Below are 21704 nucleotides of genomic sequence, written 5' to 3'. Positions count from 1 at the left end.
CGGGGAGGGAACGGACAACCATGACCAGGATGGTGGACGGCAAGGTCGCGCTGGTGACCGGTGCCGGGCGCGGCATCGGCCGCGAGATCGCGATCATGATGGCGAAGCACGGGGCCCGCGTCGTCGTGAACGACGTCGGCGCCTCGGTCGGCGGCGAGGGCACCGACCAGAGTCCCGGCGCGGAGACGGTGGAGGCGATCCGGGCGGCGGGCGGCCAGGCCGTCCTCAACACCGAAAGCGTCACCGACCGGCGCGGCGCCGAGGCGATGGTGCAGACCGCCCTCGACGCCTATGGCCGCATCGACATCGTCGTCAACAATGCGGGCATCCTGCGCGACCGCATCTTCCACCGCATGACCGAGGACGAGTGGGATGCGGTGATCGCCGTCCACCTCAAGGGCAGCTTCAACGTCAGCCGGGCCGCCGCCAACCACTTCAAGGAGCAGGAGTCGGGGGCGTTCGTCCACATGACCTCGACCTCCGGCCTGATCGGCAATTTCGGCCAGGCCAACTATGCCGCCGCCAAGATGGGCATCGCCGGCCTGTCGCGATCGATCGCGCTCGACATGTCGCGCTTCGGCGTGCGCTCGAACTGCATCTCGCCCTTCGCCTGGAGCCGGATGATCGGCGCCATCCCGACCGACACGCCCGAGCAGGCGGCGCGGGTCGAGAAGCTGAAGCAGATGACGCCCGACAAGATCGCGGCGGTCGCCGTCTGGCTCGCGTCGGAGGCGGCCAAGGACGTGACGGGCCAGATCTTCGCGGTGCGCAACAACGAGGTCTTCCTGATGAGCCAGCCGCGGCCGCTCCGCGGCCTCCATCGCGCCGGCGGCTGGACGCCCGAGGCGCTGGCGGAGGAGGTGGGGCCCGCCTTCCGGTCGATGCTGGTGCCGCTCGAACGGTCGGGCGACGTCTTCTGCTGGGACCCGGTGTGAGGGAGGAGGCGAGCGATGGCGATCGACTATGAGCGGCTGATGGCCAAGCCGTTCCCGGAGCGGCGGCACAGCTACACGAAGAAGGACACGATCCTCTACGCGCTCGGCATCGGCCTGGGCGGCGATCCGGTCGACGACGGACAGTTGCAGTTCGTCTACGAGGCGGGGCTGAAGGCCTTTCCGACCATGCCCGTCGTGCTCGGCTATCCCGGCTTCTGGATGCGCGACGACCCCGACTGCGGCATCGACTGGGTGCGGGTCGTCCATGGCGAGCAGCGGCTGACGCTGCATGGCGAGATCCCGGCCGAGGGCACCGTCGTCGGCCGCACGCGCATCACCCACGTCATCGACAAGGGCAAGGACCGCGGCGCGCTGGTGATCCAGCAGCGCACCGTCACCGACGCGGCGACCGGGCGGCTGATCGCGACCATCGACCACACCACCTTCTGCCGCGCCGACGGCGGCTTCGGCGGGCCGAAGATCGAGGCGCCGGTACCGCACCGCCTGCCGGAGCGCGCCCCCGAAGCGCATTGCGACATCGCCACGCTGCCGCAGGCCGCCCTCATCTATCGGCTCGCCGGCGACGACAACCCGCTGCACGCCGACCCCAGGGTCGCCCGCGACGCCGGCTTTCCGCGGCCGATCCTGCACGGGCTCGCGACCTACGGCGTCGCCGCCCACGCCGTGCTGAAGACCTTCTGCGGCATGGATCCATCGCGGCTGCGGAGCTTCGACCTGCGCTTCTCGGCGCCGGTCTATCCGGGCGAGACGGTGCGGACGGAGATGTGGCGCGAGGGCGAGGTCGTCTGGTTTCGGGCCCGGGTGCCCGAGCGCGACGCCGTCGTCCTCAACAACGGCCGGGCCACCATCTCGTGAGGTCCTTCGCCGCGGCGCTGGCCGCCGTCCTGCTGCTGGCCGCCCTGCCGGCCAGCGGCCAGACGCCGGGCGGCGCCGCACCGACCTACAGCGACCGCCCGCCGGGCGAGATCCCGAACGCCGAGGCGATCGACCGGCGCTTCTGGGCACCCGGCCTCGACGAGGGCTACGTCCCGCAGGGAATCACGCTGGCACCCGACGGTGCGGTGCTGGTGAGCGGCTACCGCTCGACCGACCCCAAGGTCGGCGGCGGCCCGGCGCGCATCTGGGCGGTCGATCCCGCGACCGGCGCCGTCCGCGGCACGTTCGACCTGCCGGAAGGGTTCGCCCATGCCGGCGGCATCGCCATGGGTGCCGGCGGCCGGCTCTGGGTCGCCGACACCCGGCTGCTCGGCCGCTTCGACCTCGCCCGGGCGCTCGCCGCAGGCGGCACCGCCACCGCCGAGCGCACCTGGGTGCTCGCCGAGCCGCTGCGCGGCTCGTTCCTGTCGCGGCACGGCGGCCGGCTCTGGATCGGTGGCTGGAATCCGAACGGCGAGGGACGCATGTTCGCCCTCGACGAGGCCACGGTCGAGACTGCCGGGACGCTGGACGAGCGTCACGTCCAGCGCTCCTTCGCGATCCCGTCGCGCGCCCAGGGCGCCGGCTTCGACCGGGCGGGAGCGCTGTGGATCACCCGTTCGTCGAGCCGGATCGGCGAACTCCTGAAGCTCGACCCGGCGGACGGCCGCGTCCTCGCGACCTACCAGACGGCGATCGGCATCGAGGATCTCGGCTTCGATGCGGAAGGACGGCTGTGGTCGGTGTCGGAGGCGGGCAGCCGTCGCTGGCTCGGCTGGGCCGCCTTCTACCCGCTGCTCTTCCGGCTCGATCCGGACAGGCTGCGATAGCGCGGGCTCAGGGCGCGCCGTCGACGCGGTCCGGATTGTCGATCGCCCGCCCCGCCAGCATCCGGTCGATCAGCCCCGAAAGCCTGCCCGAGACGATGGCGACGCTCAGCGAATCGTGCTCGGCATAGCCCGGGATCGGCACCAGCCGCAGGTTGGGCAGTTCCTCCATCCGCCGGGCATAGCGCGTGTCGCCCTGGCTCGCCGCCCCGTAGACGATGGTCGTCGCCGGCAGCCGGTGGCGCGCGCGGTAGAGCGGCCGGAGATCCTGCGCCATGTGCGGCAGAATCTCGTGCAGGCGCCGGATCATCGGCTGCGTCTCGACCTGACGGCGCCGGAGGTTGAGCTTGGTCGGCGGCGAGAAGGCGAGGACGGCCTCGGCGTCGATCTCGAGCGCGTGGCGCATCGCCGCATAGCCGTTGCCCGAGAAGCCGAAGCAGAAGCGCTGCCGGGCGCCCAGCCGGTCGCAGAGGATGCGCAGGTTGCGGGCGGTCGCGGCGAGGTCGCCGCCGAGCCCCGGCAGGCCGCCGACGCCGAAGAGCCGCCGCGGATCGGCGACGTAGATGGCGTGGCAGGGCCGGCGGCGAAGGTAGCTCTGCAGCACGACATGGGCGAACGGCGCCTGCTCGTTGCCGGAGAAGACGACGACCACCTGTTCGGCGCCCGGCTTCTCGATGACGAGCGGACCGCCGTCGCCGGTCGGCACCGACCGGTCCTGGCGGTGGATGTCCGCCAGCACCGTCGCCACCGCGGTCCGGGCCTGATCGCCCGGCGCGAAGCCCAGCCGGGTCGCCTGGCGGCTGGCGGCGATCAGGCGGCGGCCGATCCAGCGCAGCTGCGGCCGGGTCGACATGCGCTCGACCGCCTCCATCGCCTCCATGATCCGGTCCTCGGCGATCAGCCTGCGGACCGCGCGGATCATCTCCTCGTCGGCCGGCGAGAGCGGCAGGCTCGTCCTCGGAGATTCGTCCCTGGAATCGGCCATGGCGCGCGTCACCCGCCGGCGAGCGCGCCGCGCGCCGCCCGCTGCAGGACGTAGACCCGGATGGCGCCCGAGAGCGTGCCCGTCCGCCGGCGGTCGATCTCGGTCACCAGCGAGGCGACGGAGCGGCCGTCGGCCGCCGCGATCGCCCGCAGCCCGTCCCAGAAGGCGGACTCGAGGGAGATGCTGGTGCGGTGGCCGGCGATCACCACCGAATGCTTGCGCAGCGCCGCATCGGCCGGATCGATCACCGCCCCACCCGTCGCTCCCCCGTCAATAGGACGGGATGTCGGCGAAGAAGTCGTTGCCCTTGTCGTCGACGACGACGAAGGCCGGGAAATCGACGACCTCGATGCGCCAGACCGCCTCCATCCCGAGTTCCGGATAGTCGACGACCTCGACCTTCTTGATGCAGTCCTGCGCCAGCCGCGCGCCCGGCCCGCCGATCGAACCGAGATAGAACCCGCCGTGGGTCTTGCAGGCCTCGGTCACCTGGCGCGAGCGGTTGCCCTTGGCCAGCGTCACGAAGCTGCCGCCCTTGGCCATGAAGTCGCCGACGAAGGAATCCATCCGGCCGGCCGTGGTCGGACCGAAGGCGCCCGAGGCGTAGCCCTGGGGCGTCTTGGCCGGCCCGGCGTAGTAGATGATGCGGTCGCGGAAATAGTCCGGCATCGGCTCGCCCCGCTCCAGCCGCTCGCGGACCTTGGCGTGGGCGAGGTCGCGGGCGACGATCATCGGCCCGTTCAGTACCACCCGCGTCTTCACCGGATATTGCGACAGGGTCCGGCGGATCTCCGACATCGGCCGGTTGAGGTCGATCGCGACCACCGGACCGGCGAGCCGGTCCATGTCGACCTCGGGCAGGTACTGCGCCGGGTTCTCCTCGAGCTGCTCGAGGAAGACGCCGTCGGCGGTGATCTTGCCCAGCGCCTGGCGGTCGGCCGAGCAGGAGACGCCGATGCCGATCGGGCACGAGGCGCCGTGACGCGGCAGGCGGATGACGCGGACGTCATGGCAGAAATACTTGCCGCCGAACTGTGCCCCGATGCCGTTCATCTGGGTGAGGGCGTGGATGCGCGCCTCCATCTCGACGTCGCGGAAGGCGCGGCCCTGCTTGTTGCCCTCGGTCGGCAGCCCGTCGAGGTAGCGGGTCGAGGCGAGCTTGACCGTCTTCAGGTTGAGCTCGGCGGAAGTGCCGCCGATCACGACCGCGAGGTGGTAGGGCGGGCAGGCGGCCGTCCCCAGCGTCTTGATCTTCTCGTCGAGGAACTTGAGCAGGAGGTCGGGCTTCAGGATCGAGGGCGTCTGCTGGTAGAGGAAGACCTTGTTGGCCGAGCCGCCGCCCTTGGCGACGAAGAGGAACTTGTAGGCGTCGCCCTCGGTCGCATAGAGGTCGATCTGCGCCGGCAGGTTGTCGCCGGTATTCACCTCCTGGAACATCGAGAGCGGCGCCAGGTTCGAGTAGCGCAGGTTGGTCTCGACATAGGTCCGGCGCACGCCCTCCGACAGGGCGGCCTCGTCGCCGCCGCCGGTCCAGACCTGCTGGCCCTTCTTGCCCATGATGATCGCGGTGCCGGTGTCCTGGCACATCGGCAGCACGCGGCCGGCGGCGATGTTGGCGTTCTTCAGGAGATCGTAGGCGACGAAGCGGTCGTTGGCCGAGGCCTCCGGGTCGTCGAGGATCTTCCGGAGCTGGGCCAGATGGCCCGGCCGCAGCAGGTGGGCGATGTCGGCGAAAGCGGTGCGCGCGAGGAGGGTCAGCGCCTCCGGTTCGACGGTGAGGATCGGCCGCCCGGCGAAGGAGGCACGCCCGACGAAATCACCCGTCAGCTTGCGATAGGGCGTCGTGTCGGACGCCAGCGGGAACATGTCCTGGAAAATGCCGTCGGGCATGGCGCACCTGCAGGGGGAAGCGGAACCGGATGGGTCGCCGAACACCACGGATCGGCGGCCGCGTCAAGTCCGTCGGCTACGCCAGCTCGGCCCGCACCTTCTGGCGCAGCACGTCGATGGCGACCAGCCGCTTCTGGCGCTCGACATGCCAGAAGGTCCAGCCGTTGCAGGCCGGTGCCCCCTGCACCGAGGCGCCGATCTGATGGATCGAGCCCTTGGAATCGGCGGTGATGACGGTCCCGTCCGCCCGCACCTTCGCGGACCAGCGGCGCTGCTGGTCGAAAAGGATCTCGCCGGGCCGCACCAGGCCGCGCTCGACGAGCGAGCCGAAGGGGATGCGCGGCTCGTCGCGGCGGGCGGCGATCTGCACGGCCTCGCCCTCGGCCGGCTCGACGCCGGCGATGCGGGCACGCGCGATCTCGGCATAGTCCGGGTCGCGCTCGATCCCGATCCAGCGCCGGCCGAGGCGCTTGGCGACGGCGCCGGTGGTGCCGGTGCCGAAGAAGGGGTCGAGCACGAGGTCGCCCGGGCGCGAGCCGGCCAGGATGACCCGATGCAGGAGCGCCTCGGGCTTCTGGGTCGGATGCGCCTTGCGGCCGTCGCGCTTCAGGCGCTCGGCGCCGGTGCAGATCGGCAGGGACCAGTCGCTGCGCATCTGCACCCCGTCGTTCAGCGCCTTCATCGCCTCGTAGTTGAAGGTGTAGCGGGCGTCGCGGCGCTTCGACGCCCAGATCATCGTCTCGTGCGCGTTGGTGAAGCGGCGGCCGCGGAAGTTCGGCATCGGGTTGGTCTTGCGCCAGACCACGTCGTTGAGGATCCAGAAGCCCAGATCCTGCATCCGCGCGCCGACGCGGAAGACGTTGTGGTAGCTGCCGATCACCCAGACCGTGCCGTCCTCCTTCAGGGCGCGGTGCACGGCCGTCAGCCAGCCGGTGGTGAAGCGGTCGTAGGCGGCGAAGTCCTGGAACTTGTCCCAGTCGTCGTCGACGCCGTCGACCGCCGAGTTGTCGGGCCGGCGCAGGTCGCCCGAGAGTTGCAGGTTGTAGGGCGGATCGGCGAAGACCATGTCCACCGAGCCCGCTGGCAGGCGATCGATCACCTCGACGCAATCGCCGACGTGAACCGCATCGACTGCGATTCCGGAAGTGTCCCCCATGGCGGGCACCATGACCGTCCCTGTGGACGAGGTCAAATCGGCCGCCTGGAACAACCACTTATCGATTCGGGCGAGTCTCCGGACTCAACATCTGGGAAACCGGCGCGAAACTGTGGCGGTGGTGGCGCGTCACCCCGAATCGGACGATGCCCTCGCGGTGGCCCGGGGTGCCGTAGCCGACGTTGGTCTCCCACCCGTAGCCCGGGTGGCGCAATGCCAGCTTCGCCATCATCGCGTCGCGCAGGACCTTGGCGACGATCGAGGCGGCGGCGATCGACAGCGAGCGGGCGTCGCCGCCGACGACGGTAACGACCCGGCAGCCGAGCGGCGGTGCGCGATCGCCGTCGACCAGGACCGCGTCGGGCGCGACCGGCAGGCGGGCGAAGGCCCGCGCCATCGCCGCGAAGGTGGCGCGCAGCACGTTGTCGCGGTCGATCTCGCGGGTGCTGGCGGCGCCGACGCCGACCCGGGCATGGGTGCGGATCGCCGCCGCCAGCGCCGGACGGCGGGCGGGCGGAACCTTCTTGCTGTCGTCGATCGCGGCCAGCACGTCGGCCGGCAGGGACGCCGGATCGAGGATCACGGCGGCAGCCACCACCGGGCCGGCCCAGGGTCCGCGGCCGACCTCGTCGATCCCGCAGACGATCCCGCCCAGTCCGGTCTCCAGCTCGAAATCCGGCATTGCCGCCGCACCGTCCCGATTGCCGTCGATTCGACACAAGCTGATAGCATTGCTGGGGCGCCAACGGGGACCCATGGAACTCATCCACCAGATCATCTTTGCCGGCGCGCTGATCGTCATCCTCAGCATCCTCGCCGGGCGCCTGTCCTCGCGCTTCGGCGCGCCGATCCTCCTCGTCTTCCTCGGGTTCGGGATGCTGCTCGGCGACGAGGGGCCCGGCCAGATCCAGTTCTCCGACCCCGGCGCGGCCTACTTCTTCGGCAGCATCGCGCTGGCCATCATCCTGTTCGACGGCGGCCTGCGCACGACGCGCGACAGCATGCGGCTCGCCTTCGCGCCCGCGATCTCGCTGGCGACGCTGGGCGTGCTGGTGACGACCGCGATCACGGCCGTCGCCGTCTCCTACGCCATGGACTTCTCGGCCCTGGAGTCCTTCCTCGTCGCCGCCGTCGTCGCCTCCACGGACGCCGCCGCGGTCTTCATGCTGATGCATCTCCGTGGGCTCGACATCAACCGACGGGTGGGCGCCACGCTCGAGGTCGAGTCCGGCATCAACGACCCGATGGCGATCTTCCTCGTCCTCGGCGCCACCACCCTCATCGACAACGACATCGCCCATCCCGACGCGGCGTTCATCGTCCGCTTCGTCTGGGAGATGGGTGCCGGCGCGCTCATCGGCTGGCTCGGCGGGCAGGCACTGGTCCTGCTCATCAACCGCCTGCAGCTCGCGGCCGGCCTCTACCCGATCCTCGCCGTCGCCGGCGCCGTCTTCGTCTTCGGGACGACGCTGGTCCTGCACGCCAGCGGCTTCCTCGCGGTCTTCCTCGTCGGCTACGTGCTGGGCAACCGCCGCCACCGCGGCAACCAGCTCATCGTGCGCTTCTCCGACGCGCTCGGCTGGCTCAGCCAGATTGCGCTCTTCGTCATGCTGGGGCTGTTCGTCACGCCCTCGACGCTGCTGCCCTACGTCTGGCCGGCGATCGGCATCGCGAGCGCGCTGCTGCTGCTCGGCCGCCCGATCGCGGTCTGGATCAGCCTCTGGCCGTTCCGCTTCGAGACGCCGGAGAAACTGTTCATCGCCTGGGTCGGCCTGCGCGGCGCGGTGCCGATCTACCTCGCCATGATCCCGCTGCTGCACGAGGTGCCGCAGGCCCATGCCATCTTCTCGATCGCCTTCGTCGTCGTCATCGTCTCGCTCGTCCTCCAGGGCTGGACGCTGCCGGTCGCCGCCCGCTTGACCGGCGTCGAGGTCCCGCCGGAGACGGCGGGCGACGACCGGCTCGATCTCGATCCCCTGCATCGGCAGTCGCGCGAGCTGGTCGGCTACCGCGTCGCCGAGGGCAGCCCGGCGGTCGGGCTCGCGCCCTCGGAGCTGCATCTGCCGCCCGAGACCTCCGTCGTGACGGTGCTGCGCGACGACCGGGTGCTGCGCCCGGAGGCGGGCGAGCCGCTCGCCCCGGACGACCTCGTCCTCGCCCTCGGCCGTACCGAGTCGCTGTTCCGCCTCGACCGGCTGTTCGCGGCCCAGGTCCGGCCGATCCATCGCGAGGCGGGCGGCCTGCTCGGCGACTTCCCCATCGACCCGACCGCGACGATCGGCGCGATCGTCGACTTCTACGGGCTGCCGGCCGGGATCGAGATCCGCAGCCAGACGGCCGAAGCCTATGTCGCGAACCGGCTCGGCCGGCTCCCCGTCGCCGGCGACGCGGTGCCGCTGGGCGCCGCCGAGCTGGTGGTGCGGGAGACCGGCGCGGGCAGGATCGAGCGGCTCGGCCTTCGCCTCGATCCCGAGGCGGCGCGCTCGCCCGCCATCCGGCTCGGCCGCCGGGTGCGCCGCTTCGCCGGCGGCGCCCGCCGCTCCCTGGCGGCGATCGGCCGACGTCAGCCCAGGCCGTAGCGCCGGTCGGTCGCGCAGAAATACGTGGTCCGACGCCCGCCGGACCGGCGGATCAGCCGGGCTTCGCCGGGCCCGTGCCGGAATTCGAAGCGCAGTTCCTCGCCGCCGGCGACATCGACCCAGGTGAGCGCGACGGACGGGCTGCCCAGCCCCTTCTCGCAGCACTCCCCGCCGCAGCCCCGGCCCGAGCAGCAGCCCCACGACCTGGCCGGGTCGGCGAGACAGGCGTGCAGGGGCACCGGCACGGTGACCGCGACCCGTGGCGACTGCTCGAGCACGCGGACCCGCGCGAAGCGGTCCTCGAAGACCAGCAGCCGGGCGCGTGCGAAGCGCCGCTCCAGCCCGTCGACCAGCGGCGTCATCGGCGTGCCGCGGACGGCGTTGCGGAACTCGGCCGCACCCATCACGAAGCCCACGAGATAGCCGCGGCGCGGGCTGCCCTGGAGCGCTGCCGGTGCGAAGGCCGGGCCGGGGCCGAGCCGCGGGCCGCCGCAGGGCACGAACCCCTTCATCCGGCATTCCGGACAGGCGTCGTCGATCTGCCGCAGCAGATCCGCGCGCCGGTCGGGCGGCAGGATCAGCGCCTGCGCGCCTGCCGGCGCCGCATGGCCCCACAGCAGGGCCGCGAGCAGCAGCAGGGCGAGGGCGCGCGCCGTCACGGCTCGATCGTCGGCTTCTCGGTCGGCTCGGGGATGATGGCGAACTGCCAGAGCGAATGCTGGAAGCCGAAGGGGCCGCGATTGACGAAGGCTTCGATGTGCCGGGCCGCCATCAGCCGGTCGAGATCGGCCCAGATGATCTGGCCCGGCCGCACCGTCTCGCCCTCCTTCTTGCAGTCGAGATCGAGCGTGATCGGCGTGCCGACCGCGACATTGCCGCGGAAGACCCGCTCGATCCGCCCGGCGACGGCACAGATGCCGGGCGTCTTGTCGACGATGCGGACGCTGTCGACGGCGAACTGGATGTGGAACTCCGACTTCAGGCGGGCGTCGCGGAAGACCCGCGGCGGAAATCCCTGGGCCATGGCGGGCAGGATGCCCGCCATGGCGACCAGCAGGACGGCGAGGGCCGCCGCGACGCCCGGACGCGCCGTCACTCGGCCGCCTCCGCCGTCGCCGGCGGACGCCACCGCAACTGCGGCTTGCGCGCGGCCGCGGTCTCGTCGAGCCGCCGCCGCGGGGTGAAGCGCGGCGCCTCGCGGAACCAGGCTGCGGCCCCCTGCTGGCGGGTGCGCTCCGCCAGCGCGCGGATGACCCCGATGAACTGGTCGAGGCTCTCCTTGCTCTCGGTCTCGGTCGGCTCCATGAGCAGCGCGCCGTGGACGACCAGCGGGAAGTACATGGTCATCGGGTGGTAGCCCTCGTCGATCATCGCCTTGGCGAAGTCGAGCGTGGTCACGCCCGTGTCCTTGAGGAAACGGTCGTCGAACAGGGCCTCGTGCATGCACGGGCCCTCGAACGACGGCGTCAGCACGTCCTTCAGGCCGGCCATCAGGTAGTTGGCGTTGAGGACGGCGTCCTCGGCCACCTGCCGCAGCCCGTCGCCGCCATGGCTCATCATGTAGGCGAGCGCGCGGACGAACATGCCCATCTGGCCGTGGAAGCCCTTGAGCCGGCCGATGGTGCCCTGGGTGCCCGAGGCGGCGTCGGCATGCTCGACCAGCCGGAAGCCGTCCGGACCGTGGACGACCCAGGGCAGCGGCGCGTGCGGCGCCAGCGCGTCCGCCAGGACCACCGGGCCCGAGCCGGGCCCGCCGCCGCCGTGCGGCGTCGAGAAGGTCTTGTGCAGGTTGATATGCATGCAGTCGATGCCGAGATCGGCCGGCCGCACGCGCCCGACGATGGCGTTGAAGTTGGCGCCGTCGCAGTAGAAGAAGGCGCCGGCCCGATGCACCGCCTCGGCGATTTCGAGGATCTCGTCCTCGAAGAGGCCGCAGGTGTTGGGATTGGTCAGCATGATGGCGGCGACACCGCCGTCGAGCTTCGCCTTCAGCGCCGCCAGGTCGACGCGGCCGCGGTCGTTGGCCGGGATCGCCTCGACGGCGTAGCCGCAGGCGGCCGCCGTCGCCGGATTGGTGCCGTGCGCCGATTCCGGCACCAGGATGCGCTGGCGCATGTCGCCGCGCGCTTCCAGCGCCGCGCGGATCGTCATGATGCCGCAGAGCTCGCCATGGGCGCCCGCCGCCGGCGACAGGGCGACGGCCGGCATGCCGGTCAGGGCCTTGAGCCAGTGGGCGAGCCGGTCCATCAGTTCGAGCGCGCCCTGGATCGTCGCCCGCGGCTGCAGCGGATGCAGGTCGCCGAAACCCGGCAGCCGCGCCATCCGCTCGTTCAGCCGCGGATTGTGCTTCATCGTGCAGGAGCCGAGCGGATAGAGCCCGCTGTCGATGGCGAAGTTCTTCTGGCTGAGCCGCGTGTAGTGGCGCACCACCTGCGGCTCGGACAGGCCGGGCAGGCCGATCGCCCCCTTGCGGGCGAGGCCGCCGAGGCGATCGCCGGCCGGCGGTTCGGGGAGGTCGACGCCGGTGCGGCCGACCGCCCCCTGCTCGAAGATCAGCGGCTCCTCGATCTGCAGGCCACGGTTGCCGCTCGCCGTCTCGCCGCCGGCGGCACCGCCGCCCTGGAAGCGCGAGAGGGCCTTGCTCCAGTCGCTCATCGAAGGGTCTCCTCGAGCGCCGTCGCCAGCGCTTCGATGTCGGCATCGGTCACGGTCTCGGTGGCGGCCAGGATGAGCAGGTCGTCATGGCCGGGGGCGAAGCGCGAGACCGGCACGCCGGCGATGATCGGGCGTTCCGCCAGCCGGTCGACGACGGCCGCCGCCGGCTTCGCCAGCCGCACCGTGAATTCGTTGAAGAAGCTGTCGTTCAGCACCGTCACGCCCGGCACCTTCGCCAGCCGCTCGGCCAGCTTCACCGCCTTGCCGTGGTTGATGGCGGCGAGCCGGGTCAGCCCGGCCTCCCCCAGCAGCGACAGGTGGATGGTGAAGGCCAGCGTGCAGAGGCCGGAGTTCGTGCAGATGTTGCTGGTCGCCTTCTCGCGGCGGATGTGCTGCTCGCGGGTCGAGAGCGTCAGCACCCAGCCGCGGCGGCCCTCGGCGTCGGTCGTCTGGCCGACGAGCCGGCCCGGCATCTGCCGGACGAAGCGCTCGCGGGTGGCGAAGAGCCCGACATAGGGGCCGCCGAAATTGAGGCCGTTGCCGATCGACTGGCCCTCGGCCGCGACGATGTCGGCGCCCATCTCGCCGGGCGGGGTCAGCGCGCCCAGCGACACCACCTCCGTCACCACGACGACGAGGAGCGCGCCCTTGGCGTGGCACGCCTGGGCCAGCCCGCGCAGGTCGCGCACCCGGCCGAAGAAGTCGGGATACTGGACGACGACGCAGGCGGTCTCGCCGTCGATCGTGCCCGCCAGGTCCTCGGTCCCGTCGGGGTCGAGCGGCAGCGCGTCGGCGCGGAAGCCGACGAAGCGGGCCAGCGTCTCCACCACTTCGCGGTACTGCGGATGCAGCGCGCCCGACAGCACCGAGCGGCGGCGGCCGGTGACGCGGTTGGCCATCGCCACCGCCTCGGCCGTCGCGGTCGCCCCGTCGTAGAGCGAGGCGTTGGCGACCTCCATCCCGGTCAGCAGCGCGACCTGGGTCTGGAACTCGAAGAGATACTGCAGCGTGCCCTGGGTCACCTCCGGCTGGTAGGGCGTGTAGGAGGTGAGGAACTCGCCGCGCTGGATCATGTGGTCGACGGTCGCCGGCACATGGTGCCGATAGGCGCCGCCGCCGAGGAAGAAGGGCACCGCGCCGGCGGCGACGTTCTTCGCCGCCATCGCGGTCAGGGCGCGTTCGACCTCGAGCTCGCCCTGGTGCGGCGGCAGGTCGATGGCGGTCGTCTGGCGGGCCCGCTCCGGCACGTCGCGGAAGAGCGCGTCGACCGACGGCACCCCGATCGCGGCCAGCATCTCCCGGCGGTCCGCCTCCGTCAGGGGCAGGTAGCGCATGTCAGTGCTGCCCGTCCACGAAGGCGGCGTAGGCGGCCTCGTCCATCATGGCGTCGAGCTCGGCCGGGTTCGCCAGCTTCACCTTGAAGAACCAGGCCCCGCCCATCGGCTCGGCATTGACCTTGGCCGGCTCGTCGACGATCGCCTGGTTGATCTCGACGACCTCGCCCGTCACCGGCGAATAGACCTCGCTCGCCGCCTTCACGGACTCGACGACGGCGGCGTCGCCGCCCTTGGTCACCTTCCGGCCGACGGCGGGCAGCTCCACGAACACCACGTCGCCCAACTGGTTCTGGGCGAAATCGGTGATGCCGACGGTGCCGACGTCGCCTTCGACCCGGATCCACTCGTGCTCTTCGGTGAACTTGATGGCGCTCATGGGGCTCCTCATGGCCGGTAGTAGCGGTGCGGAACGAAGGGCATCGGGGCGACGGCGGCCGGCCGCGGCTGGCCGCGGACCACCGCCAGGAGCGGGGTGCCGTCGGCGGCGTGCGCGGTGTCGACATAGCCCATGGCGACCGGCCCGCCGAAGCTGGGACCGAAGCCGCCCGAGGTGATGGTGCCGACGGGGTTGCCGGCGGCGTCGGTCAGGCCGGTGCCCTCGCGTGCCGGCTGGCGGCCCTCGGGCAGGATGCCGACGCGGCGGCGCTTCGTGCCGTTGGCGATCTGGTCGGCGACGACGGCGGCGCCGGGATAGCCGCCCTCGGCGCGCCGGCGCTTGCCGATGACCCAGTTGAGGCCGGCCTCGATCGGGGTCGTGCCGGTGTCGATGTCGTGGCCGTAGAGGCAGAGCCCGGCCTCGAGCCGCAGCGAGTCGCGGGCGCCGAGGCCGATCGGCTTGACCTCCGGTTGGGCGAGCAGGCGGCGGGCGATGCGCTGGCCGTGCTCGGCCGGGATCGCGATCTCGAACCCGTCCTCGCCGGTATAGCCCGAGCGGGTGACGAAGCAGGGAATGCCGTCGACGGCGATCTCGCGCCCGGTCATGAAGCCCTGGCCGGCGACGTCGGGGGCGATGCGCTGCAGCGCCGCGGCGGCGGCCGGGCCCTGGAGGGCCAGGAGCGCGCGGTCGAACTGCGCCTCGATCTTCACCCGGTCGCCGAGCTTGGCCTGGAGATGGGCGAGGTCGTCGTGCTTGCAGCCGGCATTGACGACGACGAAGAGATGGTCGCCGGCATTGGTGACCATCAGGTCGTCGAGGATGCCGGCCTCGTCGTTGGTGAAGAGGGTGTAGCGCTGGCGACCCGGCGCCAAGCCCTTGATGTCGCCCGGCACCAGCGTCTCCAGCGCCGCCGCCGCGTCCGGCCCGGAAAGGCGGATCTGGCCCATGTGCGACACGTCGAAGAGCCCGGCCTGGGCGCGGGTGTGCTGGTGTTCGGCGAGGATGCCGGTCGGATACTGGACCGGCATCGCGTAGCCCGCGAACTCCACCATGCGGCCACCGAGCTCGAGGTGGAGCGCGTGGAGCGGGGTCTCGTGCAATCCTGCTGTGGTCATCGGCCTCGGAACCCGACAGTTTTCCCAGGGCCGGCGCCCATCGGCACCGGCCGCCGCCCCCTCTGTCCCGAGAACCTGAAAGATTCACCGCGCGGCCCCCAGGCCCTCGGCTTACCTCGTCGGTGGGGCGGTCGCCCGCCCGCTTTCCAGAGCGTCCTGCCCCACGCGGTCCTTTTGCCTGAGCGTTTCCGGGGCGGTTGCGCCTTCGGCTCCGGCCATGGCCGCCGCGACCCCTTGGTGCGGCGGCCCGCCGATCTCTCCCGCGCGGGGTGAACCGGACTGTCCCGGAGGCTAGAGCGTGCGGCGGCAAAGTCAATCGCCGTGACGCCCGGACCCCCGCGCCCCTAGCGCTGCCGGTTGTGGGAGAGCTGCTCCTCGGTCAGCGGGAAGCCGACGAAGATCTTGTAGCCGGCGCCGGTGCCGCCGCCGAGCTGGATCACCTGCTCGATCTCGTCGCTGGCCTGCATCCGGGTCACGTTGCCGTCGAACTTGACCGGCGTCGTGAAGGTCTCGCGGGCGAGGATCTGGTTCGCGGCGTCGGCGACCGCGACGAAATAGGTCACCTGGGCCTGGCGCGAGCGGTCGGCGGGGCCGCGCTCGACGACGAGGTTGACCACCGTCTGCATCGTCACCTTGCGCCGGCGATCGTACTCGCAGGTCGCGTCGACGCGCTCGATCGCGGCCGAGAAGACGACGTCCGACAGGTCGCGGCCGGGGCCGGGCCGGAACTCCGTCAGGCGCGACAGGTCGTTGACGACGACCGCCCGCGGGCAGGCCGGGGGAGGCTCGGACGCGCGGAACGGGTTCCAGCTGCTGCCGCAGCCGGCCAGCGCCAGGGCCGCCAGGCCGAGAACGAACGGTGTCGAACGCGAATGTGCCATCAAGCCCTCTCGTGGCTGCCGTCGCAGAAGGGCGCACCCGCCGTCCGCTTGCAGCCGCAGAACCAGACCTCCTCGGTCGCCGTCGCCTCCCACTGCATGGGGGAGATGCCGGTGCCGGAGTGGGAACCGTCGCAGAAGGGCTGCCGCTTCGACAGCCCGCAGGCGCACCAGAAATATTTCCGGCCCGCCTTCACGGTGACGTTGTAGGGCGCGCGCTGTGCCGGCACCGGATCCGTCATCGGCCTTCCTTCCTTTCCGCCGGGATTCCACCGCGAGGCGCCCGTGGCGCCGGCCGGAGCGCCTTTGCAACCGGAGGGCCATGGTCTAAGTTCCGCCGCCCGGACGCCCGAGGCCGCGACTGTAGTCGAGCCGGCGGAGCCGGGACAAGCGCGAGCGGGGCCCGGCGCATCGGCCGTCCCGCCGCCGGTGCAACAGGTTCCAGCGGAGGCGGTTTGGCCGTCTACACCGACGTTCCCGACGAGGAACTGGCCGCCTTCGTCGCCGAGTACGAGCTCGGCGCCGTCACCGCCTTCAAGGGCATCGCCGAGGGCGTCGAGAATTCCAACTTCCTGCTGCGGACCGAGCGCGGCAGCTTCATCCTGACCCTCTACGAGAAGCGCGTCCGCTCCGAGGACCTGCCCTTCTTCCTCGGGCTGATGGAGCATCTGGCGGCCCGCGGCTTCGCCTGCCCGACGCCGGTCAAGGGGCGCGACGGGGTGGCGCTGCGGCGCCTCTGCAACCGCCCGGCGGCGATCGTCACCTTCCTCGACGGCCTGTGGCCGCGGCGCATCCAGCCGCTGCACTGCGCCGGCGTCGGCGATGCGCTGGCGCGCCTGCACCTGGCCGGCGCGGGCTTCGGCATCCGCCGGCCGAACGACCTGTCGGTCGGCGGCTGGCGCCGGCTGCTCGACGCCGCGGCGCCGCGCGCCCACGAGGTCCGGGCCGGGCTCGCCCAGGAACTGCTGGCCGAATTCGCGCGGCTGGAGACGGAATGGCCGAAGGGCCTGCCCGAGGGCGTGATCCATGCCGACCTCTTCCCGGACAACGTCTTCTTCCAGGGCGAGCGGCTGACCGGCGTCATCGACTTCTACTTCGCCTGCGACGATGCCTTCGCCTACGACGTCGCCATCTGCCTCAACGCCTGGTGCTTCGAGGCGGACGGCAGCTTCAACGTCACCAAGGCGCGGGCCCTGCTGACCCGCTACGAGGCGGTGCGGCCGCTGTCCGCCGCGGAATATGCCGCCCTGCCGGTGCTGGCCCGCGGCAGCGCGCTGCGCTTCCTGCTGACCCGCCTCTACGACTGGCTGAACCATCCGCCCGGAGCCTTCGTGAAGCCCAAGGACCCGCTCGAGTACCTGCACAAGCTGCGCTTCCACCAGGGGGTCCGCGATGTCGGTTCCTACGGCCTCGGCTGAGGCGGTCGCCGGCGAGACGGCGGCCGAGGCGGTCGACCTCTTCACCGACGGCGCCTGCAGCGGCAATCCCGGGCCCGGCGGCTGGGGCGTGGTGCTGCGCTGGCGCGACACCGAGAAGGAGCTGGCCGGCGGCGAGCCCGTCACCACCAACAACCGCATGGAGCTGATGGCGGCCATCGCCGGCCTGGAATCCCTGACCCGGCCGATGCAGGTCCGCCTGCACACCGACAGCACCTACCTGCGCGACGGCATCACCAAGTGGATCCACGGCTGGAAGCGCAACGGCTGGAAGACGGCCGACCGCAAGCCGGTGAAGAACGTCGACCTGTGGCAACGGCTGGAGGCGGCCGCCGCCGGCCACCGCGTCGCCTGGCACTGGGTGCGCGGGCACGACGGCCACGCCGAGAACGAGCGCGCCGACGCGCTCGCCCGCGGCGCCATCGCGCGCCGGCGGTAGCCGCGGGGCTACCGCTCGCCGCGCTCGGAGACGATGACGGAGAGGAAGCGGATCGGCAGGCGGCGCAGCTCCTCCGGCCCGTGCGGCGCATCGGCGTCGAAGAGCAGGGAATCGCCGGGGCGCATCAGCCACGCCTTGGCGCCGTGGCGGTAGACGACCTCGCCCTGGAGGATGTGGATGAACTCCTGCCCGGCATGCTGGAACACCGGGAAGACGTCCGACTGTTCGGTCAGCGTGATGAGGTAGGGCTCGACCGCGATGCGCTTGCCGATGCCGTGCCCGAGGAGCTGGTACTGGTGGCCGGCGCGGGTGCCGCGGCGCTCGATGGCGAGCCCCCGGCCGGCCGGCACGAAGACCGCGTCGCGCTGCTCCTCGTAGGAGCGCAGGAAGGCGGTGACCGGCACCGCCAGCGCCTCAGCCAGCCGCTGCAGGGCGGCCAGCGAGGGCGAGGCGCGGCCGTTCTCGATCTTCGACAGCATCCCGACCGAGAGGCCGGCGCGGGCGGCGAGCGCCGCGACGGTGAGCCCGTGGCGCTGCCGCAGCCCGCGGACGGCACGGCCGATCGCCGCCTCCAGCCGCCCTTCCGGCGGCCGATGCGCCGGGTCGGGCGTGCCGGGCGCGGCGGCCGGATGCTTCATGCCGCCAGGTCTTCGATCCTGGGCGAGGCTTCGAGCAACGCCCGGGTGTAGGCATGCTGCGGGCGGTCGAAGATCTCGTCGCGGGTGCCGGTCTCGACCACCAGGCCCTGCTCCATCACCGCGACCCGGTCGGCGATCTGGGCGACCGCCGCGAGGTCGTGGGAGATGAAGAGGCAGGCGAAGCCGTGCTGCGCCTGGAGGCGCTGGAGCAGCGTCAGAACCTGCTGCTGGATCGTCATGTCGAGGGCCGAGACCGGCTCGTCGGCGACGACGAAGGCGGGCCGCCGCACCAGGGCGCGGGCGATGGCGACGCGCTGGCGCTGCCCGCCCGAGAGGGCGTGCGGGTGGCGGTCGGCGAAACCCGCCAGCCCGACCTCCTCCAGCACCTCGGCGACCCGCGCCTCCCGGGCGCGCCGGTCCATGCCCTCGGCGTGGCGCAGCGGCTCGGCCACGATGGGTCCGACCCGCATCCGCGGGTCGAGCGAGGAATAGGGGTCCTGGAAGACGAGCTGGCAGGCGAGCCGGAAGCGCCGCATCGCCGCCGGGTCGCTGGCGGCGATGTCCTGGCCGGCGAAATGGATGCGGCCGGCCCGGGCCGGCACCAGCCCGAGGATGGCGCGCCCCAGCGTCGTCTTGCCGGAGCCGCTGCCACCGACGACGGCCAGCACCTCGCCGGGACGGACATCGAGGCTGACGCCCTTGACCGCATGGACGGGGCGCGGCGCCCGGAACATGCGCCGGCGGCCGGGAAACACCACCTCGAGATCGCGCACGGAGACGATGGGCTTCGCGTCGGGCGGCACCGGCCGCGCCGGGCCGCGGCGCGGCAGCGCGCCGACCAGCGTCTGCGTGTAGGGCTGCTGCGGGCGCAGCAGGATGTCGCGCGAGGGGCCGGCCTCGACCACCCGCCCGCGCTCCATGACGACGGCCCTGGAGGCGTAGCGCCCGACGAGGCCGAGATTGTGGGTGATGAGGATGACGGCGGTGCCGTTGTCGCGCGTCAGCTCGACCATGAGGTCGAGCACCTCGCGCTGGGTCAGGGTGTCGAGCGCCGTCGTCGGCTCGTCGGCCAGCAGCAGCTTCGGCTGCAGCAGCATGACCGCCGCCAGCATGATGCGCTGGCGCATGCCGCCCGAGAATTCGTGCGGGAAGGCCGCGAGGCAGCGGTCGGGGTCGCTGATCTGCACCCGGGCCAGCATCTGCCGGCAGAGCCGCCGCACCTCGTCCTTCGGCAGCCGGCGGTGCAGCTCCAGCCCCTCGGCGAGCTGGGCGCCGATCGACAGCGCCGGGTTGAGCGACACCATCGGCTCCTGGAAGACCATGCCGATGCCGGGACCGCGCATCGCCCGCATCTGGGCCGGGCTCATCGCCGACAGGTCCCTGCCGTCGAAGACGATGCGGCCGCCGCTGCGCCGCACGCCCGGCGGCAGCAGGTCGAGCACCGAGCGCGCCGCCATCGTCTTGCCGCTGCCGGACTCGCCGACCAGCGCCATGATCTCGCCCGGCTGGAGCGAGAAGGAGACCCGGTCGACGACCGTGCGGTCGCCGGCCGCGACCGAGAGGTCGGTGACCGCGAGCAGGGGTCCCTGGCTCATGCCGCCCCCATGCGCGGATCGAGCCGGTCGCGGAGCGCGTCGCCCAGGAGGTTGATGCCGAGCAGCGTCAGCGCGATGCAGAGGCCGGGCGCGATCGACAGCCACGGCGCCTGGTCGAGATAGGGACGGGCGGCGGACAGCATGTTGCCCCAGGTCGGCGCCGGCGGCGGCACGCCGAGGCCGAGGAAGCTGAGCGCGCTTTCGGCCAGCACCACCCAGCCGAACATGCTGGTCGCCAGCACGACGATGGGGGCGACGCAGTTCGGCAGGACGTGGCGGGCCATCGTGTAGATCTCGGAATTGCCGATCACGCGCGAGGCCTCGATATATTCGCGCTCGCGCACCGAGAGCACGGTGGCGCGGACGACGCGGACCACCGACGGCGCGTAGGCGAGGCCGAGCGCCAGGATGATGCCCCACTTGTTCGGCCCGATGACCGCCATCAGCCCGAGCGCCAGCAGGATGCCGGGGAAGGCGAGGAGCGTGTCGTTCACCGCCATCAGGATGCGGTCGAGCCAGCCGCGGAGGAAGCCGGCGAGGACGCCGATGACGATCCCGAGGACGACCGCCGCGACCACGGTCAGCAGCGCCACCGTCGCACTGGTCGCAGCCCCGGCCATCAGGCGGCTGACGACGTCGCGCCCGAACTCGTCGGTGCCGAGCCAGAAGAGGTCGGACGGCGGCTTCAGGCGCGCCCGCAGGTTGATCCGCAGCGGGTCGTAGGGGGTCCAGAAGGCGGCGGCGATGCCGACCGCGGCGAGCAGGCCGATCAGCGTTCCGCCGATGACCGCGTTGGCGCGCACGCGCATCGGCCGCCTCATTCGGCGGCGACCCGCGGGTCGAAGACGGGATAGAGCAGGTCCACGAGCAGGTTGACCAGGACGTACAGGATGGCGATGAAGAGCAGGCAGCCCTGCACGACCGGATAGTCGCGCGCGAAGATGCCGTCGACCAGGAGGCGGCCGAGCCCGGGCAGGGTGAACACGGTCTCGATGACGGCGATGCCGCCCAGCAGGTTGCCGAGGATGAGGCCGATCAGCGTCCAGGTCGGGGCAAAGGCGTTGGGCAGCGCATGCCGCCACAGCACCCGGCCCTCGGGCACCCCCTTGGCGCGCGCATGGGTGATGTATTCCAGGCGCAGCACCTCGATCGTCGCCGCCCGCGCCATGCGGGTGACGACGCCGATCTCGATCAGGGTCAGCGTCGCCACCGGCAGGACGACGTAGGCGAGCGCGCGGCCGAAATCCTCGCCGAACGAGACGTAGCCGACCACCGGCAGCCAGCCGAGCTTGACGCCGAAGAGCAGCAGCATCAGCAGGCCGAGCCAGAAGCTCGGGATCGACAGCAGCATGGTCGCGCCGGCGACGATGAGGAGGTCGCCGAGGCTGTTCTGCTTCCAGGCGGCGACCATCCCGGCCGGGACCGCGATCAGCGTCGCCAGCAGGACCGCCGCCAGCACGATGCTGGCGCTGACCCGGAAGCGGTCGACGATCAGCGGCAGGACCGGCAGGTCGTTGGTGATCGACCGGCCGAGGTCGCCCTGGGCGACGTTGCCGAGCCAATAGAGGAACTGCACCGGGATCGGGCGGTCGAGCCCGAGCTGCTGGCGGAGTTCGGCCAGCGTCTCCTCGGTCGCGGTGTCGCCCAGCATCAGCTGGGCCGGATCGCCCGGGACGAGCCGGAGCAGGACGAAGACGGCGAGCGCGACGAGCAGCGCCGTCGGCACCGTCATCAGCAGCCGGTGGAGGATGTAGCGCAGCACGGGCGCAGCAGCCTTGGGCGGACGGGGAGGGGCGGACGGCCGGACCTGCCGCTAGTGCCGCGTCACCCCCCACAGCCGCGGGGGGGGGGCGGGCCCGCCCCTGGGTCCCAAGCAGACCGGCCCCGCGGCCGCGAGGGGGGCGCCCGCGGAGAGGTCCAGCCTCCG

At 72.0% G+C, this 21704-nt stretch carries 23 protein-coding genes and 1 riboswitch; of the genes, 6 read left to right on the top strand and 17 right to left on the bottom strand.

Features of this window, described 5'->3' with window-relative positions:
• Positions 1–20: 20 nt before the first annotated feature.
• Genes ACE3Q3_RS07860 through ACE3Q3_RS07850 form a run of 3 tightly spaced genes read left to right on the top strand, consistent with a single transcriptional unit; the run spans position 21 to position 2701 of the window.
• Positions 21–935 (top strand): SDR family NAD(P)-dependent oxidoreductase, encoded by a 915-nt coding sequence (locus tag ACE3Q3_RS07860; protein WP_374444258.1) that lies wholly within the window; start codon positions 21–23, stop codon positions 933–935.
• Positions 936–950: 15 nt separating this feature from the next.
• Positions 951–1811: a MaoC/PaaZ C-terminal domain-containing protein gene (locus ACE3Q3_RS07855; RefSeq protein WP_374444256.1), complete on the top strand. Its 861-nt coding sequence runs from the start codon at positions 951–953 to the stop codon at positions 1809–1811.
• A complete protein-coding gene (locus tag ACE3Q3_RS07850) occupies positions 1808–2701 on the top strand; it encodes a hypothetical protein (RefSeq protein WP_374444254.1) in 894 nt (297 codons plus the stop codon). Before ACE3Q3_RS07855 ends, ACE3Q3_RS07850 begins: the two co-directional genes overlap by 4 nt.
• A gap of 7 nt (positions 2702–2708) precedes the next feature.
• On the opposite strand, the gene ACE3Q3_RS07845 is transcribed toward ACE3Q3_RS07850, so the two are convergent.
• The 5 genes from ACE3Q3_RS07845 to ACE3Q3_RS07825 all read right to left on the bottom strand — a co-directional run bounded on the left by ACE3Q3_RS07845 (position 2709) and on the right by ACE3Q3_RS07825 (position 7411).
• The gene (locus tag ACE3Q3_RS07845) at positions 2709–3683 is read right to left on the bottom strand and encodes a hypothetical protein (protein ID WP_374444252.1); all 975 of its coding nucleotides are present in this window, start codon (positions 3681–3683) and stop codon (positions 2709–2711) included.
• Positions 3684–3691: 8 nt separating this feature from the next.
• On the bottom strand, positions 3692–3931 hold the full coding sequence (locus tag ACE3Q3_RS07840) for a ribbon-helix-helix domain-containing protein (protein ID WP_374444250.1): 240 nt from the start codon (positions 3929–3931) through the stop codon (positions 3692–3694).
• A gap of 22 nt (positions 3932–3953) precedes the next feature.
• Complete coding sequence (locus ACE3Q3_RS07835; protein ID WP_374444248.1) at positions 3954–5573, bottom strand: fumarate hydratase; 1620 nt, start codon at positions 5571–5573, stop codon at positions 3954–3956.
• Positions 5574–5649: 76 nt separating this feature from the next.
• Positions 5650–6729, bottom strand: a complete 1080-nt coding sequence (locus ACE3Q3_RS07830) for a site-specific DNA-methyltransferase (RefSeq protein WP_374444246.1) — start codon at positions 6727–6729, stop codon at positions 5650–5652.
• A 58-nt stretch (positions 6730–6787) separates the two neighbouring features.
• Positions 6788–7411 carry a ribonuclease HII gene (locus tag ACE3Q3_RS07825; RefSeq protein ID WP_374444244.1) on the bottom strand — a complete coding sequence of 208 codons (624 nt, stop codon included), beginning with the start codon at positions 7409–7411 and terminating at the stop codon, positions 6788–6790.
• Between the two features lie 73 nt (positions 7412–7484).
• Here ACE3Q3_RS07825 and ACE3Q3_RS07820 point away from each other — a divergent pair, with 73 nt between their 5' ends.
• Positions 7485–9308, top strand: coding sequence for a potassium/proton antiporter (locus tag ACE3Q3_RS07820; protein ID WP_374444242.1), 1824 nt, complete (start codon positions 7485–7487; stop codon positions 9306–9308).
• On the opposite strand, the gene ACE3Q3_RS07815 is transcribed toward ACE3Q3_RS07820, so the two are convergent.
• The 8 genes from ACE3Q3_RS07815 to ACE3Q3_RS07780 all read right to left on the bottom strand — a co-directional run bounded on the left by ACE3Q3_RS07815 (position 9293) and on the right by ACE3Q3_RS07780 (position 15911).
• Complete coding sequence (locus tag ACE3Q3_RS07815; protein WP_374444239.1) at positions 9293–9967, bottom strand: hypothetical protein; 675 nt, start codon at positions 9965–9967, stop codon at positions 9293–9295. The genes ACE3Q3_RS07820 and ACE3Q3_RS07815 overlap by 16 nt on opposite strands.
• Positions 9964–10404, bottom strand: coding sequence for a hypothetical protein (locus tag ACE3Q3_RS07810; protein WP_374444237.1), 441 nt, complete (start codon positions 10402–10404; stop codon positions 9964–9966). Before ACE3Q3_RS07810 ends, ACE3Q3_RS07815 begins: the two co-directional genes overlap by 4 nt.
• Positions 10401–11963 carry an aminomethyl-transferring glycine dehydrogenase subunit GcvPB gene (gene gcvPB, locus ACE3Q3_RS07805; protein WP_374444236.1) on the bottom strand — a complete coding sequence of 521 codons (1563 nt, stop codon included), beginning with the start codon at positions 11961–11963 and terminating at the stop codon, positions 10401–10403. The genes ACE3Q3_RS07810 and gcvPB overlap by 4 nt, the downstream gene beginning before the upstream one ends.
• A complete protein-coding gene (gene gcvPA, locus ACE3Q3_RS07800) occupies positions 11960–13297 on the bottom strand; it encodes an aminomethyl-transferring glycine dehydrogenase subunit GcvPA (RefSeq protein ID WP_374444234.1) in 1338 nt (445 codons plus the stop codon). The genes gcvPB and gcvPA overlap by 4 nt, the downstream gene beginning before the upstream one ends.
• 1 nt (position 13298) lies before the next feature.
• Positions 13299–13676, bottom strand: coding sequence for a glycine cleavage system protein GcvH (gcvH, locus tag ACE3Q3_RS07795; protein WP_374444232.1), 378 nt, complete (start codon positions 13674–13676; stop codon positions 13299–13301).
• Positions 13677–13684: 8 nt separating this feature from the next.
• Positions 13685–14791, bottom strand: coding sequence for a glycine cleavage system aminomethyltransferase GcvT (gene gcvT, locus ACE3Q3_RS07790; RefSeq protein ID WP_374444230.1), 1107 nt, complete (start codon positions 14789–14791; stop codon positions 13685–13687).
• A gap of 156 nt (positions 14792–14947) precedes the next feature.
• A riboswitch (glycine riboswitch) is annotated at positions 14948–15064 on the bottom strand.
• Between the two features lie 71 nt (positions 15065–15135).
• Positions 15136–15672, bottom strand: coding sequence for a hypothetical protein (locus ACE3Q3_RS07785; protein WP_374444228.1), 537 nt, complete (start codon positions 15670–15672; stop codon positions 15136–15138).
• Complete coding sequence (locus tag ACE3Q3_RS07780) at positions 15672–15911, bottom strand: CDGSH iron-sulfur domain-containing protein (protein ID WP_374444226.1); 240 nt, start codon at positions 15909–15911, stop codon at positions 15672–15674. Before ACE3Q3_RS07780 ends, ACE3Q3_RS07785 begins: the two co-directional genes overlap by 1 nt.
• Before the next feature lie 213 nt (positions 15912–16124).
• Here ACE3Q3_RS07780 and ACE3Q3_RS07775 point away from each other — a divergent pair, with 213 nt between their 5' ends.
• Together ACE3Q3_RS07775 and rnhA are read left to right on the top strand one after the other, a co-directional pair.
• Positions 16125–17087, top strand: coding sequence for a homoserine kinase (locus ACE3Q3_RS07775; protein ID WP_374444224.1), 963 nt, complete (start codon positions 16125–16127; stop codon positions 17085–17087).
• A complete protein-coding gene (rnhA, locus tag ACE3Q3_RS07770) occupies positions 17062–17544 on the top strand; it encodes a ribonuclease HI (protein ID WP_374444222.1) in 483 nt (160 codons plus the stop codon). The genes ACE3Q3_RS07775 and rnhA overlap by 26 nt, the downstream gene beginning before the upstream one ends.
• Before the next feature lie 8 nt (positions 17545–17552).
• Here rnhA and ACE3Q3_RS07765 read toward each other — a convergent pair whose 3' ends face one another.
• From ACE3Q3_RS07765 to ACE3Q3_RS07750, 4 genes are read right to left on the bottom strand one after another with little or no spacing between them, the layout of a single operon-like run.
• The gene (locus ACE3Q3_RS07765; RefSeq protein WP_374444220.1) at positions 17553–18182 is read right to left on the bottom strand and encodes a helix-turn-helix domain-containing protein; all 630 of its coding nucleotides are present in this window, start codon (positions 18180–18182) and stop codon (positions 17553–17555) included.
• The gene (locus ACE3Q3_RS07760; RefSeq protein WP_374444218.1) at positions 18179–19777 is read right to left on the bottom strand and encodes an ABC transporter ATP-binding protein; all 1599 of its coding nucleotides are present in this window, start codon (positions 19775–19777) and stop codon (positions 18179–18181) included. Before ACE3Q3_RS07760 ends, ACE3Q3_RS07765 begins: the two co-directional genes overlap by 4 nt.
• Positions 19774–20586, bottom strand: a complete 813-nt coding sequence (locus ACE3Q3_RS07755; RefSeq protein WP_374444216.1) for an ABC transporter permease — start codon at positions 20584–20586, stop codon at positions 19774–19776. The genes ACE3Q3_RS07760 and ACE3Q3_RS07755 overlap by 4 nt, the downstream gene beginning before the upstream one ends.
• Positions 20587–20594: 8 nt before the next feature.
• Positions 20595–21539: an ABC transporter permease gene (locus tag ACE3Q3_RS07750; RefSeq protein ID WP_374444214.1), complete on the bottom strand. Its 945-nt coding sequence runs from the start codon at positions 21537–21539 to the stop codon at positions 20595–20597.
• Between the last annotated feature and the right edge of the window lie 165 nt (positions 21540–21704).

The organism is Allostella sp., assembly GCF_041913585.1.
In the GTDB taxonomy this organism is placed as follows: domain Bacteria; phylum Pseudomonadota; class Alphaproteobacteria; order ATCC43930; family Allostellaceae; genus Allostella.
Note: the sequence above shows the minus strand (reverse complement) of the source record. Positions and strands in the feature narration are given on the sequence as shown.